The sequence below is a fragment of the Tardiphaga sp. 862_B3_N4_1 genome (genome assembly GCF_051811085.1).
GTDB classification, from domain to species: Bacteria; Pseudomonadota; Alphaproteobacteria; order Rhizobiales; family Xanthobacteraceae; genus Tardiphaga; species Tardiphaga robiniae.
This window is the reverse complement of record NZ_JBPWQB010000001.1, coordinates 1299623-1316177: the sequence shown is the minus strand read 5'-3', so window position 1 is coordinate 1316177 and position 16555 is coordinate 1299623. Positions and strand designations below refer to the sequence as shown.

The following is a 16555-nucleotide window of genomic DNA, read 5'->3' as shown; positions in this document are numbered from 1 at the left end:
TCCTCGACTTATTTCAGGCCGTAGTATTTTCTGAAGACTGGCCAGACACCGTCGCCGCACGAGATGTTGTTATTTGCTAACTGCACCCACAATTTATTGCCTTCATCGATGTCTACCGTGTCCGGAGCCGTCACGCTAGGGTCGCATTTCGAGGCATCCACCCGAGCCCTGGTGGAGTAGATAGAATCGACGAAGTCGGCCAACCGCATTCGCTCAACAGCTGCGGCCTGGCCGAGCACAGCAACTGCCGCAAAAATCCAGACAGCCGGCACAAGAAGCACCGAGAGACGCGACGCAACCTTTGCAACTTCTGCCCAGAACCAAACTACCGAAATCGAAATGAGAACTGCTGATGCGACCCACTGCCTCGGGAGAATCCAGTAATTTCGCGCGTAGGAGGCGTAGGCTAGCCCCACAGAAATGATCAAAGCGAGCGCAAGTAACAGGAGCGGCGTCAGGAGCCCTAGCAATTCACCACGACGGGCTCGCGGGGTAACGATCAACGCACCCACCATCAGAACAGAGACGGCCGCAGTCGACCTCAAATGCCCCCCTAGGAATTGGAAATGAGACTCCGTCGAGAAGTGATGCCACAGGCTGGGCTGGCTAATCCATTGGAAAGGATCGAAGGAAAACTTCGGTCCACCTACTAGCCAAGTTTCGGACGATAACACGGCGAAAAAAATGAGACCAACTGCACACAACGGTGCATTCGCATAGGCAACGGCACTTCTGATAGTGACATTTATCTGCCCTTTTAGCCTGTGATGCACATAGCCAACCAAGCAGAGTGCCGGCCAATAGATCGCAAAGTATGGATGTATGGCGACGCCAAAGATGGCTGCAGAAACACCGCATAAGCCGACCCAGAATGTCCGCGTCCTTGGTGGAACTAAGTAATACGCGAGGATAGCGACTGTTGCGGCAGCCAAAGGCATATAAGGCCGAGCTTCGCCGACGTAGAAAATGACCGTTGCTTGACCAAGGGTCGCAAGGACGGCGATCGTCCGCCAAGCGATGGAATACCCCAACGTTCGAAAGATGAACAAAATGGAAGTGAAGAGAACAGCGCCACTGAGAACTGAAGGCAACCGGAGAATAAGAGAGCTAGCGCCGAACCGTGAAAGCGTCCAATAGTTTACCAGCATGTAAATACCGGTCTGACCGTGGTTTATCCCCTTTGTGCTCGACCGGATTGTGTCCCACGCTTCAGAAGTCGAAACCATCGCTCCGAAACAAAAATGTAAAAACTCGTCAATCCAGATCGGTCGATCAAAAGGCGTATTAAATGCAGCCAAAAGCGCTGCGGCGGCGAATTCTATTAGAAACACGCTGCAATATCGGCATTGAGCCCGACTGACACTAAAGGGCATTCATCACCTTCGCGTCTTCCTCGCCATCAATGATCTTGCCATCGGCAACCTTACCGTCAATCTAGCACGAAATGGCCCCGTCAGTAACTTCGCATTAAGAAGATAATCTTAGCAGTATATCACTGCCTACTGAAATACTGCGGTGCATAGCATTTTTGCAGAAAAGCCCGAACTATCGAGCATGACCGAACTGCCCGTTTCCAGATCCGGCATTGAGTCCGCACTATGCAGATTGGCGACGTTCGAAAGTCTGATGACGATGACCAATCTGAGTATTCTGCCCTATTCGATCGTATTGAACGCGCCCATTGGACGTCCAATTTGGATCGACGAATTCCTGCATTTTGCCTTTGAAGCGCTCCATCTGCGCTAGAGGCGTGAAACAACATTGTTCGCGTCAGCGCCCTTGAGACGAATTAGGGGGACTTTCCGAAAGGAAGGATTTGTGTTCCATCGTAGCCGCCGGGAGCGAAGATGAAACAGAAATCCGGACCGGGAAAGTAGCTGCACAACAAGTACTGAAGGACATCCGGCGACAGACGCGCCGACAGTACTTTGCCGGCGAGGTGAAGACCTTCGTCACGAAGCTACTACTCTTGAGGAGTCGTGGCCGATCTCATCCTGGAGAACCGTCTGCTCAAAAAAACATGAAGGGGAATGAGGAGAACGAGGCATGAGGTATCCCGGCTCCGAAAAAGGCTAAGATCATTGCGCTGGTCGAGCAATCACATCTGCCGGCCAAGCGCACGCTGGGCGAGCTCGGCATCCCGCGGGCCACGTCCTATCGCTAGTCCAACCGTTACCGCGAGGGCGACTTCGAAGTGCTGGCTGATCATCGCTCGCGCCCGGATCGGGTCTGGAATCGCATTCCGGGCGCCCTCCGGGGGCAGATCGTCGATATGGCGCTGGAGAGACACAATCGGCTTTCCTGCTTCCCTCCATAACGTCTTACCTATCGGGACGGAAACCGATCAATAAACAACATTCCGGTAATATCATATCGCGCCAACCCATCCGCTCACATTGCCTTTCGTGAAGAATTAACTATACAATAAAGCCATATAAGCAGTGGCAGGATGGTCGCATGCCCTATTGTATTTCGTTCAAGACCAATACTCGTGACGCCTTCTCCCTCGCCGGGGAATTTTTGGGAGGCGCTGCCCTGTTAGTCATGTTCTACAGTTTGGCGCTTTGCGCCGCGGGTTATATGTGGAGCAAGATGGGGGTTATTCGTCTTCTTCGACCCGACGCCATGTCGAACAAACATTATGCGCCTCGCGCTGATTAAAGCACGAAGCTATACGAGGCGCGAAACTATACACGTCGTGACAGACGAACTACGGAAGCAGTCCGAGATAGCTTGGCTAGCAAGCATCCGGCTGCTGCTTCTCGCGAGAGGCGATACAAATGAATCGCCGCAAAATTGCACGATAGATTCAAGCACGCCGTATCCGAATTGCGGTGCTCTAGATGAAACGTGAAACCTCCCATTCGCTGGGTGCCTATATCGGCTTGGCGGACCAGCGCGTCGGTGAAGGGAAAATATTCTGGATATCCGACAGAGGCGGCGTGTCGGCTCCCAACTCAAGATGCTGCCGTAACTGGGTATTTCGATCGGCTGGCCGCCACAAGTGGATCAAGTCAGGGGCATGGGAATAGTCGGTTCTCGTAAAAGTTCCGCCACCCGACTTCAGTACTGTTGCTGGGCCGCCACAGTCGGGCTGTAAGCACCCTATGCGTTGCCTAATGGATGGCCTGGAGGTGCCTTCGGCGCCCTATCTTTGCTATTGTCCGACACAACTTGTAGGCAACTATGCTCGAATCTCTGTTGGATCGATATATCGATCACGAAGATCGACGATGTCGTAAGAGGAACGGGTTTTGGCAGGAAGATTTAGCGGACGACGCATCCTTGTAACTGGCGGTGCCGGTTTTCTAGGGTCCCATCTTTGCGAGCGCCTTCTTGAAGAAGGAGCTGAGGTTCTTTGCGTCGACAACTATTTCACGGGTCGACGCAACAACATCGCTCACCTTCTGGGCAATCCGCTGTTCGAAGCGATGCGCCACGACGTCACGTTCCCGCTGTTCGTCGAGGTTGATGGCATATTCAACTTCGCCTGCCCGGCTTCGCCGGTGCATTATCAGTCCGACCCCGTAGCAACCACGAAAGTGAGTGTGCACGGCGCGATCAACATGCTCGGATTGGCCAAGCGCCTGAAGTGCCCCATCCTTCAGGCATCGACCAGCGAGGTGTATGGCGATCCGACGATGCATCCTCAGCCAGAACATTACTGGGGTCATGTCAATCCGATCGGCCCTCGCGCCTGCTACGACGAGGGCAAGCGGTGCGCAGAAACGTTGTTCTTCGACTACTATCGGCAGCACGACTTGGCCATCAAGGTCATGCGGATCTTCAATACTTACGGACCGCGTATGCACCCGAACGACGGGCGGGTTGTATCGAACTTCATCGTTCAGGCGCTGAAGAACGAACCGATCACCATATACGGCGACGGCGAGCAGAGCCGGTCGTTCTGCTATGTCGACGACCTCATCGAGGGTGCCTTGCGTCTGATGGCGTCGTCCGCCGAGGTCACCGGGCCGATCAATATCGGCAATCCCAATGAGTTCACGATCAAGCAGCTCGCGGAAGCAGTGATCCGATTGGTCGGCTCCAAATCGGAACTGATCCGGATGCCACTTCCACAGGACGATCCGAAGCAGCGGCGCCCCGACATCACCCAGGCAAGACAGGTTCTGAAATGGGAACCAACAATTCAGCTTGACGAGGGCCTGCTGAAGACGATCAAGTACTTCGACGAACTGTTAAATAACTGACACCGGAACACAATATAGGTTTGCACCCGATCACGGCAGCAAAACAACCTTATGAAGATTAGCATTGTCACGGTCTGCTTCAACGCAAGCGCCACGATACATGCAACTCTTGCAAGCGTCGCGGAGCAGACCTATCCACATGTCGAGCATGTGATCGTCGACGGTCAATCCAGTGACAGTACGCTGGAAATCGTCGGCCGGTTCCCTCATGTTTCCAAGGTCATCTCCGAACCCGATACAGGGCTCTATCATGCCATGAACAAGGGCCTGTCGCTCATTTCCGGCGACTACGTCCTCTTCCTCAATGCCGACGATAAGTTTCCAACGGCCTCGACAATTGCCCAGGTGGTTGCCGAGATCGAGACGAACGCTGGTGCGGACGTTTATTACGGCTCCCTGGAAGTGCGGCCCCTCGCAGGAAATGCCTATGTATTTCGGCCACCGCCGCCGGAAGCAGCGCCGGAATTCATGATCCTTGGTTGCTTGCCGCATCAATCCACTCTGGCGCGCCCGTCAGTGTTCGAGAAAACCGGCCGCTTCGACCTGCAATATCGCTACCATGCAGAGTACGACTGGTTTCTCAAAATTCTCGCAAACGATGCAATCGACGTCAGGCAACTGAACGCGACGATCGGTTCCTTTCAGGAGGGCGGCGCCTCCTCGCAGCTTCACAAGGGACAGCCGGAAGTCTTCGTCATACAAGACAAGAGTTCACTCTACCGAAGCCCGCAATGGGACAAGGTCCGGATCGCGGCTTTGCAGAATGCACTGCTGCGCGAACGGATTGAAGCTGCTCAGCTTCGCAATACCTTGTGCAGAGCAGCCCTTCAGCCGTGGATCTCCCGCGTGCTCAGTCCATTGTCGCTGCGGGCGATCCACAATCCGAACTGGCGCGCGGTTGTACGCCCATTCGTTCCCGATTTCGCGATCAAGCTGCTGCGACACAGGCGCGCCAACGCTGGCAGCTCCAGACGTCATTAGCCTGTACGACCACCTGCCGTTTGGTGAGATCCAATATCCGGCGCAGCCCTGCCCTCGATCTGGAACTTGGCCGGCAGTCCCACGATTCCATAAAATGGCGGAAATGGCAGCGCATTGTAAACGCTGACAGCGCCCGACATGGCACTGCCTGCCTCCGCATCGTCGCCTCCAGAGCCCAGGCGCAGCCTGAACACGTAATCGCCAGCGATCACGTCCATCGGCATGCGCACGGCAACGACAATCGCGGTGCCGGCGCCCCAGGAAATTCCGGTCGCTGCGGCAAGATCCACACGGCGACCAGTAATGACACGATCGAACCGATCGAAAAGCTCGATCTTGATTTCTGCCAAATGGGAGTTCTGCGGCCCCATGGCAACAATCTGGTATTGCAGAACGTTCCCCATCTGAAACAGCGACGCCGGCGCGCCGAATTCGTTGAGGATCCTTTGCGCAACGATTTGCCAGCTGTCCGGCTCAACCACGGGCAAGTCCGGGACAAGCTCTTCCAATAGCTGCGCCGCGGTCTGTTTATGTCCCGCAGCAATGTCATCGCTGGACGACCGGCTATGTTCCGGGTTCTGACGCAGACTTCTACGCGCCGGATACAGATACGTATTCAGAACCTCGTCGACCTCGCCCTCGCAGGTGATGACACCCCCGTCGAGCAGCAAGGCCCTGTCGCAGATCGCCTTGACCGTTCCGAGACTATGCGAGACGAATAACAACGTCGTCCCGCGCGCGCGGATATCGTTCATCGCCGCCGCGCACTTCTTCTGGAACTGTTGATCACCAACACTCAACGCCTCGTCGACGATGAGAATGTCCGGCTCCATAAACAGATAAAGCGAGAATGCGAGACGCATCAGCATTCCCGACGAGTACAATTTGACGGGATTGTCGAAGAACTCACCGATATCGGCGAATGCCTCGATCTCCGCCATACGCTCCTGTGCGTAGGTCGGCGGAAAACCCAGAAGGCTCGTACTCGCAAACACGTTCTGGCGGCCCGTCAAATCCATATTGAGTCCCGCACCCAACTCCAACAGACCAAGAACCCGCCCGCGGGTAATGACCTGCCCTTCCGTCGGCCGCATGACACCGCAGATGATCTTCAGCAGCGTACTCTTGCCGGAACCGTTTCGGCCGATAATGCCATAGGCAGAACCACGAGCGACCTTGAAATCAAGGCCCCGCAAAGCCCACTTGGTGTTAGTCGCCGAACCGGCCGCGAAAATCCGCTTGCGCAACCGCTGTGCGGGCGAATCGAAGAGTTCGAAGCGCTTGCCGATGCCTGAGACTTCCAGAGCAGGCAGATCGTCGTGCACATTTGGCCCAGGCAAATTCATAGGACGCTGACCGACATGTCGAGATAAGCGACGCCCGAACGGTCGAGTGTCGCATCCGATTCAACCACATCGATAGAGAACGCCTTGATCCGTGTATCATTCCAGACCGCAAAAAGCGGGTCATAGCGATCGACTTCGGCAGTTCCGATGTTGAAATGATAGCGTCCCGGAGGCAACGCAAGAACGACCTCCAGCGTGAAGATGGCAACGTCTCCCTGCCGTTTCGGCTCAAGCCATATGCCCTGATTCGAATTCGCAGCCGACCATACTGTCCGATCTTCATCATCCGTCATGAGCACGCCGAAATTACCGCACGGCACGTCGCGATGAAATTGTATGGCGCACTCCATCGTCATCGTTTCCCCCGATGGAAAACTAAGTGTCGGCGTCCCGTTCGCGCTCCGCACACGCAAACCCAGCAGGCTGGCCCCCTGACTTCCAACCGACGGAACGTCGGCAAGCACATCGTCGCGCTGGATCTCCGCCACCCTTTCGGTCATGTGGGCCGCCGATACTGCTCCGACCTCCGGCGCGGCCGCAGGCGTCGCATCGGCCTCATCGACGCTCTGCCCCAACGTGCGCACGTAATAGCTGCCGACAACCGTATTGGCGTCGCCCGTCAGAAGGGCGCGGCCATGGTCGAGCCAGATGACTTCGTCGCACATTTCCTGGATCGCAGCCATGTCATGGCTAACGAACAGGAGCGTCGTGCCCTGCTCCTTGAGCTCACGCATCGCAGCCGCACATTTCTGCTGGAAGAAAAAATCACCAACACTCAATGCTTCGTCGACGATCAGTATCTCGGGCTTGAGGCTGACATAAAACGAGAAAGCAAGCCTGACGACCATGCCGGACGAGTAGATTTTCACTGGACGATCGAAGTAGTCGCCGATATCGGCAAACGCTCTGATGGCATCCAGCCTGCAAAGCACCGTCTCCTGCGAATAGCCGAGCATCGCTCCCACTGCGACGAGATTCTGCTGTCCTGTCAGTTCGCCATTGAAGCCGGTGCCCAACTCGAGCAGCGCGAGGACCTTGCCATGCATCTGCAGGGACCCGACGGTTGGCTGGACCACACCTGTCAGCAGTTTCAGCAGCGTGGATTTGCCGGCACCGTTGGCACCGATCACGCCAAGACACTTGCCGGTCGCGACCGAAACGTCGATATCGCGGAGCGCCCACAATTCCCGCGCAGCTCCAGCCCTCGACGGCACGAAGACACCTACAAACCGATCCCACGGATTGGAATAGATCCTGTAGCGCTTTCCGAGACCACGAGCCTCAACGATCGCGCTCATAGCAGATCACGCAACTCGGAACGAAATCGTTGCAGCATCATCGAGCCGGCGAGCAGCGTGACGCAGGTCCAGAATAGTGCTGCGAGCCAAAGCACCGGCGCGCCCAAGCTGCCAAACAGAAACACATCCCTGAAAAGCTCGATAAACGGATAAATCGGATTGGCGAGCTGGAGCGATCGCAACCACTCGGGCATCGTCGCTGAACTGTAGACGATCGGCGTCAACCACATCCAAAGTTGCGTCACGATCATGACGATCTGAGATACGTCGCGCGTGAAGACGTTAACTGTTGCGAACAACGCCCCCAATCCAAAGGCCATGAGCATCATCATAGCCCCGACGACCGGTATCAGGAGCCACGTCCAGCGCGGCCAGAAGCCGAGCACGAACGCGGCCAGCACCAGCACGGCGATATTGATGGCGAGCAGAATGCACGAGCCAACAACCGTCTTCGCCAGAAATACTTCTTCCGGAATCGCAAGCTTCCGCAGATAGCCGGCGCTGTCGATGAACGTCATCGTCCCGCGCTGCAATCCGTCGACAAAGCTGAGCCAAGGTAGCAGACCAGAGCAGAGGAACAACACGAACGAGATGTCATGAACGCCGCCCGCATTGTATCGCGCCGGCATGATCGTGGTGAAAACGAAACTGAACACGATCACCATCATGATCGGATGGATCACGTTCCACATCAGGCCGATGCCGGTTCCGGCATATTTGTAGAGAAACTCCTGAAAGGCATTGCTCAGGATATACTGCCGATGCTCAAGGATCGTGCGAAGCAACGATACCTGCTTGCGGTCGGCAGAATTGATATGGATTTCGCTACTCACTGGCATGTACCCAGAAAGGATCGATATCTCGCCGTATGCAGATAATGTTCTGATACGCGAATACTTCCATAAAGGTGGGATCGTATGTCTGGAACTCGATCACGCCGTTCGAAAGCAGCCGGTAGATTCGGTAACCGGGCAAGAGCGCGAAGAAATCCTTCATGAAGACCCGCGAGATGACATTCATTTCGTTGAACTCGAACTGAATGACATCGATCAAACCTGCATCCAGCAGACCGCACGCGCCCTTGAGCACGGAATAATCGTGCCCCTCCGTGTCGATTTTCAGAAGCCCTATATGTTTGATCCCAAGCTGGGGTGCGATGACGTCGAGCGTTTCGCAGCGGACCTTGACAGACGCAGCCGGGCGGGCATGAACCACTTCGATGACATCCCGATACACCGATGCGTGCTGCGAGCCCGCGTCGTCCGCATAGTCGAAGAATTCGATTTCCGACTGTATGTCGCCCAGCGCCATGGCATGGACATTAACGTCAAGCCTGTCGCGGAGGTCGGAGAGTTTGGCAAAAGATTTCGGATGCGGCTCGAACGAATGAATGACCGTTTTCGGCCCAAGCTCGCGTACCAGCTCGGCGTACTGCCCGGCATTCGCGCCGACATCCAGAATGACGGCATTCGGAAACTGACTGATGTAGTTCGTCAGAAAGCGCCGTTCGCCGCTCACGATGTCGTTTTGGTAGTTCAGCACGCCAACAGCGTGAAGACCGTTCCGATAAGTAACACCCGGATCTTCGGAGCTCGGCGCAGCAACGCCGCGCGCCCCAATCGCCTCCAATGAAACGGACAGCACAGCGATCTGGGACCTTGTGGCTTCGTACTGGGCCTTCGAGTCCAGCAGATGCTGGTCGAGATGCCGTTCAACTCTCTCGAGGCTCGACCTCAAGCTTGAAAAAAAACGAAAAGGATTCATCGGCCACTCAATCCGCACATCTACTCAAATCAACGCACATAGCCGTGCTTGAGTGATGATCTGGCAAGACTGTGATCATTAATGGAGGACGGGCCGGCAGACGGCTATGCCCGTTGCCGCCATCGCAATTTTCGAAGCATTCTAACTGTTACCTCGCGGGCTTTCCAGAACGGACTTCGGCGCATCGCGGAAATAGTTTGCAATGCCTGCACGAGCTCGCCCCCATCGGTCGCTCGGGAAGATCGGAGTTCGTCCAGTTCGGCAGCAGTCAGAGACCTATCGTTTGCTCCGCGTGCAGCTCCGTGGAGTTGAACGCGACGCTGAAGCTTGCGGAATTCCGCCCATCCGCGCCCCGGCATCGGCAGTTCGCCGTCCAGAAGAAGCCGATGCGTCTTGGTCAAAGCATCCGCCAATTGACGTGCAGTCCTCTCGAACTTGAATTCCGAAGCCTGGCGGAGACCGCGATCGATGAAGTCTCTCCGCGTATCCGCAACGAACAGGCTGACGATCGCCCTCTGCATATCAGCCGGATCGTTCTCATCGACGAAGATCGCCGCATCCGCGACGACTTCCGGAAGCGACGAATTGCGGCACACGATCGCAGGCGCGCCGCATGCCATAGTTTCCAGCGGCGGCATGCCAAATCCTTCATATTTTGAAGGATACAGCAGCGCATGCGCACCGGTGTAAGCCGCGCGCAACTCCACATCGTTCAACTTCAAACGCCGCACATCGAGCTTGGGTGCAATCTCCCTGAGCTGAGGTTCGATATCGGCATGCCCGCCAACGCAGACCAGAATCAGCGGATGTTCCTTTGGCATTGTCGCCAACGCCCGAAACACCAATTCTCCATTTTTGTAACCGCCGTGACCGGTGCGCTCTCCGACCATCAGCACATAGCTCTTCCCTTGCAGGCCATGTGCGGTCAGAAACGCGGCAACTTCACTTTCATCCGCCCGATGAAATCCCGGAGCCACACCGACATAGGTTACATGAGTGCTGCCCCGCGGCAGCTCCGGATAAAGCCGTTCGAGATCATCAGCGGAATTTTGCGAGATCATTGAATGACCGGCTGCATGACGGATCGCGAGCTGCTTCTCCTTCCAGCTCTCATCCGTTAGCGGGAAGCCGAGCACTTCCGGGATCATGTCGTAGCCCGAAAAGAACGATGCCGTTGCGGTCGGCGTCGAGTAGTAGGTCGAGACAAAAAGATCAGCGCCAAGCTGCTGACATACCCGATCGAGATACAGGCTGTCTTCCGCAGTACGCGCATAGTCATGTTTGGCAATCGTCCAGTAATGGACACCGTCGATCCGCGGTGCCGTTCCGGCGCGGTCCAGCACGATGACATTTTCGCCAAAGCCGGACTTGGTCCATTCGCGAAGCAGATTCTCCCACACCCGACCTATGCCGGACGAAAGATACTGCCAGAAGATACCATCCACGACGATGCGCGGTTGTTGCCGCGGCGCAACGCTTTGCACGCCGGCATCGCCGAATTCGAATGTCCAAGCGCCGTTGCCAGCATCGACCTTCGCGACAGGAACCAGCGGGTAATACTTCACATCATCGAACATGGTCTCGTCGGAGACCCAGCCGAAGAAGTCCTTCAGATGACCGGACCCGGCCTGCTGTTGGAGCGCGCGCCATTGCGTTCGTGCATCGCGATAGCCGTAATAGTGCTCCTTGAAGAGCAACTGATCTTCGGTGGCGTAGGCGAAATGCTGAAACATCACGCCGGCCTGCTCCATCTCGTCCTGCGTGAACGGCTTGATTTTGGCGATGTCCGTCGCCTCCACCGAATTGCCATCCGCAGCGGTCACGAGAATCGGCGGCTCATGCGCGGCCCATTTGGCGCCAGGCCGATAGCGCCAGGTCCGCAGCCATTCCTGGTTCGGATTCTGCGCGTAGTTGTAGCGAGTGCTAATGATCTTGTCGGGGCCGACGAAATACCAGCACCAGTAATAGGCAGCCGATCGATCGGGCTGCTCCTCGAACATCCGATGAACGGTCTTGATCTGCTCGAGCGGCCAAAGCTCGTCATTGTCGACCTGCCAGAGCAGACAGTCTTCGTTGATATTCGGTAGTGGCGCATTGACCATCTCCCGCTTGCCATCCCAGAACTCGCCGAGAGGTTTGCGGTAAATGGTAACGCGATCCGGGAAACGGGCCTTCAGATCATCGAGATAGGCGCTCGTGCCATCATTGCTCCGACCCTGATCGTGAACCGAACTATCGATATGCCCACCCGTCGCACTGCTCCAGGCGGTATCGTGCTTGAGAGCCGCAACACCTTCGACGACATGCCAATGCCACGGCACATCGAGGCGCGCGAAAACGTGCTCGTGGTACCGAATGAACGGCTCGCCATTCAGCACGATCGTGAAAAAGTGGATTGGAAGCGCCGGCCCGCCGGCCAACCGCCGAATCGCCCGACGGCGAAACGCCGAATAGCCGTTGCGAAGCGCCTGATCGTCCGCAATCAGATCGTACATCGGATCGGCCAGCAATTGCTGGCGAACGTTCCAAGATTTGAAAGTGTTGGTGTCGTCAAGCAGGATGATCCGCGCGCCCCTGATCTTGTCGTATTCGACTTCGCCGGTGAATTCCGATCCGTCGATCAGGACCATATCGAAGGTCTTGATGCCGTGCTCGGCGGCGATGGCCTCGATCGCACCGGCCTGAACGCCGGCCTCGCGCACATACTGCATATCCTGCCGCAGCCAATCGAGCACTTGCTCAAGGGGAAACTTAACCAGTCCCGACGGCGTGTCCTTGTAGAATTTCGTAACCGTCTCCGGGCTGGGAAATTCGTCGAGGCTGACCGACGAGCGATTGTAGCAGAATACGAATGGATAGCTCGCATAGGTCTTCTGCAATTGCTCAAAGCGCGGCTTGGAAACCTCAATGCAGAACAGTTTCGGATGTCCGGGATTTTCAGACAGACCAGCCACAAACGCTTCTGTGCTACCACCGCCGGCCGACGAACCAATTTCGAGAACAGCATCCAGCTTTTCGGTTGCAGCCAGATGCTTGATCAACGAATACAGAGCATCGCCCTTGATCTCGGGCGCAATGACACGATTCAGTTCCGACTGATCGAGTTCACGCTCATGGCCTTGCATAGGTAATTTTCCTAAGGGATATATTGCGCCACAAGGGTCACAGAAGCTCAGGTACTGAACGAAAGACCCACCTTGAGCGAGCAATCTAGGGACGTCGCTTGATGGCATACGGGACGTCCAGACATGCCATCGCAGATGTCATCGGGCTATGTCAAGTCAATCGGCCGCAGGATCTGTCAGGGAAAAATATGCTTGCGGACGCAGGCTTTTACTGTTGAGTTCCACGCAATCCAAGCGCAGGATTCTCGTCCAGATCGCCTCATTTCACGGAGCGGCAATGACTGGCGATCGTCGGGGTCAACCTCGCTTTACCCTGCGGAACGTCTGAAGTCTCGCATCACGTCAGTTAGGAACAATGTCTCCGGATTTCAATAAGTCCGCTCTGCGTAAAGTCGTCGTCGACCTTACGCCGATGCTGCCCGGTGGAGCTAACGGCGGCGCCAAGGGCTTCATCCTGGAACTGGTTCGCGAACTGGCGACTCTGTCGCCCGAAACTGAATTTATTCTGCTCACGCAGATCGCAACGCATGAAGAACTGGCGGCGCTGGAGCGCGCCAACGTACGCCGGATTCTCGCTATCGACCCAAGTGGCTCAGGACCGACGGCTTCCCTGCCCGCCCGATTGCTGTTCAGAATTCTGCCGCATCTGCCGGTCCGCGTTGCAACCTCCGTTGCAAGAATCGGATCACAACTGCTTACCGCTCTCAAGCGTCGCAAATCCAATCCGATGATCGGACAACTTAATGCCGATCTGCTTTTCTGTCCGTTCACGGCGCCGACATATCACGATCCGGGTGTGCCGCTCATCGCCACAATTTATGATCTGCAATACGCGGCATACCCCGAATTCTTCACCGCCACGGAAATCGCCCACCGTGGCCGCAGCATCGATGAAACATGCCGCAAATCCCATATGCTGGTTGCCATTTCGGAGTTCTCGCGGGTTGAAGTGATAGCTAAAGCAGGCCTTGACCCTTCGCGCGTTCGGACCGTCCATCTCCAAATTTCAAAGCATCTCCTGACCGCAACAGACCGGACGCCTGCCATCCTCGGAAGACTCAATCTCGATCGGGCGCGCTACCTGATCTACCCCGCGAATTTCTGGAAGCACAAAAATCACGAAATGCTGCTGACCGCCTTCGGTATGGCCCGCGCTCGAGGTCTTGGATCGGATATTCGACTGGTCTGCACCGGAGCCCCCGGCGAACGGCAAGAGTGGCTGCTTCGGGCCGCTCGCAACATGAATCTGGCACATGACATCCTGTTCCCCGGTTACCTGTCGGATGAAGAACTCCTCGCTTTGATCACCAACAGCGCCGGCCTCGTTTTCCCGTCGCTCTATGAAGGATTCGGCCTACCCGTGGCCGAAGCCATGGCACTCGGCATTCCCGTCGGATGCAGCAACGTCGCATCCCTTCCCGAGATTGCCGGGAATGCGACGATCCTGTTCGACCCGTGGGTCCCCGAGCAGATCGCAGACGCAATGGTTTCCCTCGCACACGACGAAGAACTGCGGCAGCAACTGATCGAACGGGGGCGAATTCAGGCTGCCCGATTTGTCAATTCCCAGCAAATGGCCAAACAGTATCTCGCTACGTTCAATGACGTTGTCGACAGTCACCGCGCCACATCAGGGCGAGCGCACCCATGAAGGTTTCGATCGTCACCCCCTCATTCGAACAGGGACGATTTATTGAGCGTACGCTGCAGAGCGTCGCACTTCAGTCGGGCGCTGAAATCGAACACGTCGTCTTCGATGGCGGGAGCCGCGATGAAACAGTAGACATCCTGAAACGCTGGACCGGAAGGATCAGATGGTGGTCTGAACCCGACAAAGGGCAGACCCATGCCGTCAACAAGGGGATCGCTGCAACCGACGGCGACATCATTGGCTGGCTGAATTCCGACGATGTCTATTACCCATCGGCGATTGCGCGAGTGATCGAATTTTTCGCAGCCAACCCGGATGTTGAGATCGTATATGGCCAGGCCGACCATATTGATGAGAACGATCGCAGCTTCGAAGACTACCCAACGGAGAGATGGGACTTCGAGAGATTGAAGAGCACCTGCTTCATCTGCCAACCTACTGCGTTCTTCAGACGTAGCGTGCTGGCGCGCTATGGCATGCTGGACGAGAACCTTCGCTATTGTATGGATTATGAATTCTGGCTGCGCCTCGGAAAGGCTGGCGCCCGTTTCGCATATATCGAACAAAAATTGGCCGGTTCGCGATTATACGCAACGAACAAGACCTTGGGGTCCCGGGTTGCTGTCCACAGCGAGATTAATGACACCCTGAAACGCCTGTTTGGCAAAGTGCCGGATCGTTGGATCTGGAACTATGCCACCGCCGTCACAGAAGCCGAAATCAGCCGCGAAAATGACAAGATGCGCTATGCCATCCGCCTGCTCGCAACGACCGTCAAAGCCGCTAGACGGTGGAACGGTGCTGGCGGTTTTTCAGTCATTCCCGCCTATCTCGCAGACCGTCTTCGCGGCCGGAAATGCCGTTGATTGTGACGGCAATCCATCCTAATAGTCGTCGATCATAGGGTCCGGCGACTTGCCAGGCCCCGCGGAGCCGCCCGGTTGGCTCCGCCTTTCGAACAAGCCCTGAGCATCTCGAACAAACCAAGAGCGTACGCATGTCGAAGAAAGTAGCACTGATAACCGGCGTGACCGGTCAGGACGGTGCATATCTTGCTGAACTCTTGCTAACCAAGGGCTACTCGGTTCACGGTATCAAACGCCGGACCTCGCTCATCAATACCGATCGCATCGATCACCTTTATCATGATCCGCATGAGAAAGGGCTCGATTTTACATTGCATCATGGCGATCTCACCGACTCGTCAAGCCTCATCCGCATCGTCGAAGAAGTGCAGCCGGACGAGATCTACAATCTGGCGGCACAGAGCCATGTTGCGGTGTCGTTCGAAGAGCCGGAATACACCGCCAATTCCGATGCGCTCGGACCACTGCGTATTCTCGAAGCGCTCCGCATCCTCGGCCTTGAGAAGAAGTCGCGCTTTTATCAAGCATCAACCTCCGAGCTTTATGGTCTGGTGCAGGAAACGCCACAAAAAGAGACCACGCCGTTCTACCCGCGCTCACCCTATGGCGTGGCCAAACTTTATGCGTACTGGATCACCGTCAATTATCGCGAAGCTTACGGCATCTACGCGTGCAACGGCATTCTCTTCAATCACGAATCTCCCCTGCGCGGCGAAACCTTCGTTACACGCAAGATCACGCGCGCATTGGCCCGCATCAAGCTCGGTGTGCAGGAGCGCGTGCATTTGGGCAACCTCGATGCGAAGCGCGACTGGGGCCATGCCCGCGACTATGTGGAAATGCAATGGCTCATGCTGCAGCAGGAGAAGCCAGAGGATTACGTCATCGCAACCGGCGAACAGTATTCAGTGCGTGATTTCGTCAACTACGCGGCTGAAGAAGTTGGCATCAAGATGCGCTGGGACGGCCAGGGCATCGATGAGAAGGGTTATGATGCTGAGACCGGCAAATGTATTGTCGCTATCGATCCGCGCTATTTCCGGCCTGCCGAAGTCGAAACCCTGCTTGGCGACCCGTCGAAGGCAAAGCGGCAACTCGGCTGGGAACCACGCACATCGTTCCGCGATCTCGTAAGCGAGATGATGCGCGAGGATCTCAAGATTGCCGAACGTGACGAACTCGTCAAAAAGCACGGATTCCGCTTCTTCGACCGGCATGAATGAGGCTATCTAGGACCTCAACAAGGGAGAATGCCTGACCTCACCGCTGCTCCACCGAGAGTCGTTACCTCAAGCGGAATGACGAGGGCGAGT

Annotated in this window: 12 protein-coding genes and 1 pseudogene; 7 read left to right on the top strand and 6 right to left on the bottom strand. The window is 56.1% G+C overall.

Annotated elements, in window-relative coordinates:
• Nucleotides 1-8: 8 nt before the first annotated feature.
• Entirely contained in the window at nucleotides 9-1331 is a 1323-nt protein-coding gene (locus AB8B02_RS06170; RefSeq protein ID WP_439063432.1) for a hypothetical protein, read from the bottom strand.
• Between the two features lie 223 nt (nucleotides 1332-1554).
• Between AB8B02_RS06170 and AB8B02_RS06165 the strand changes: the two genes are divergently transcribed.
• The 4 genes and pseudogenes from AB8B02_RS06165 to AB8B02_RS06150 all read left to right on the top strand — a co-directional run bounded on the left by AB8B02_RS06165 (nucleotide 1555) and on the right by AB8B02_RS06150 (nucleotide 5192).
• On the top strand, nucleotides 1555-1746 hold the full coding sequence (locus tag AB8B02_RS06165) for a hypothetical protein (protein WP_439063431.1): 192 nt from the start codon (nucleotides 1555-1557) through the stop codon (nucleotides 1744-1746).
• A 195-nt stretch (nucleotides 1747-1941) separates the two neighbouring features.
• Nucleotides 1942-2287, top strand: a pseudogene (locus AB8B02_RS06160) (IS3 family transposase); the annotation flags it as partial.
• Between the two features lie 967 nt (nucleotides 2288-3254).
• The gene (locus tag AB8B02_RS06155) at nucleotides 3255-4211 is read left to right on the top strand and encodes a UDP-glucuronic acid decarboxylase family protein (RefSeq protein ID WP_439063430.1); all 957 of its coding nucleotides are present in this window, start codon (nucleotides 3255-3257) and stop codon (nucleotides 4209-4211) included.
• A 51-nt stretch (nucleotides 4212-4262) separates the two neighbouring features.
• Entirely contained in the window at nucleotides 4263-5192 is a 930-nt protein-coding gene (locus AB8B02_RS06150) for a glycosyltransferase family 2 protein (protein WP_439063429.1), read from the top strand.
• On the opposite strand, the gene AB8B02_RS06145 is transcribed toward AB8B02_RS06150, so the two are convergent.
• The 5 genes from AB8B02_RS06145 to AB8B02_RS06125 form a co-directional block, all read right to left on the bottom strand.
• Complete coding sequence (locus AB8B02_RS06145; RefSeq protein WP_439063428.1) at nucleotides 5189-6517, bottom strand: ABC transporter ATP-binding protein; 1329 nt, start codon at nucleotides 6515-6517, stop codon at nucleotides 5189-5191. The genes AB8B02_RS06150 and AB8B02_RS06145 overlap by 4 nt on opposite strands.
• A 17-nt stretch (nucleotides 6518-6534) precedes the next feature.
• A complete protein-coding gene (locus AB8B02_RS06140) occupies nucleotides 6535-7836 on the bottom strand; it encodes an ABC transporter ATP-binding protein (RefSeq protein WP_439063427.1) in 1302 nt (433 codons plus the stop codon).
• A complete protein-coding gene (locus AB8B02_RS06135; protein WP_439063426.1) occupies nucleotides 7833-8675 on the bottom strand; it encodes an ABC transporter permease in 843 nt (280 codons plus the stop codon). Before AB8B02_RS06135 ends, AB8B02_RS06140 begins: the two co-directional genes overlap by 4 nt.
• Nucleotides 8662-9600 carry an FkbM family methyltransferase gene (locus AB8B02_RS06130; protein WP_439063425.1) on the bottom strand — a complete coding sequence of 313 codons (939 nt, stop codon included), beginning with the start codon at nucleotides 9598-9600 and terminating at the stop codon, nucleotides 8662-8664. Before AB8B02_RS06130 ends, AB8B02_RS06135 begins: the two co-directional genes overlap by 14 nt.
• Before the next feature lie 104 nt (nucleotides 9601-9704).
• Nucleotides 9705-12725, bottom strand: a complete 3021-nt coding sequence (locus AB8B02_RS06125) for a glycosyltransferase family 4 protein (RefSeq protein WP_439063424.1) — start codon at nucleotides 12723-12725, stop codon at nucleotides 9705-9707.
• 355 nt (nucleotides 12726-13080) lie between these two features.
• On the opposite strand from AB8B02_RS06125, the gene AB8B02_RS06120 reads away from it, so the two are divergent.
• The 3 genes from AB8B02_RS06120 (at nucleotide 13081) to gmd (ending at nucleotide 16465) form a co-directional block, all read left to right on the top strand.
• On the top strand, nucleotides 13081-14376 hold the full coding sequence (locus tag AB8B02_RS06120; RefSeq protein ID WP_439063423.1) for a glycosyltransferase family 4 protein: 1296 nt from the start codon (nucleotides 13081-13083) through the stop codon (nucleotides 14374-14376).
• On the top strand, nucleotides 14373-15242 hold the full coding sequence (locus AB8B02_RS06115) for a glycosyltransferase family 2 protein (RefSeq protein WP_439063422.1): 870 nt from the start codon (nucleotides 14373-14375) through the stop codon (nucleotides 15240-15242). The genes AB8B02_RS06120 and AB8B02_RS06115 overlap by 4 nt, the downstream gene beginning before the upstream one ends.
• A 131-nt stretch (nucleotides 15243-15373) precedes the next feature.
• Nucleotides 15374-16465: a GDP-mannose 4,6-dehydratase gene (gene gmd, locus AB8B02_RS06110; RefSeq protein ID WP_439063421.1), complete on the top strand. Its 1092-nt coding sequence runs from the start codon at nucleotides 15374-15376 to the stop codon at nucleotides 16463-16465.
• Nucleotides 16466-16555: the final 90 nt, after the last annotated feature.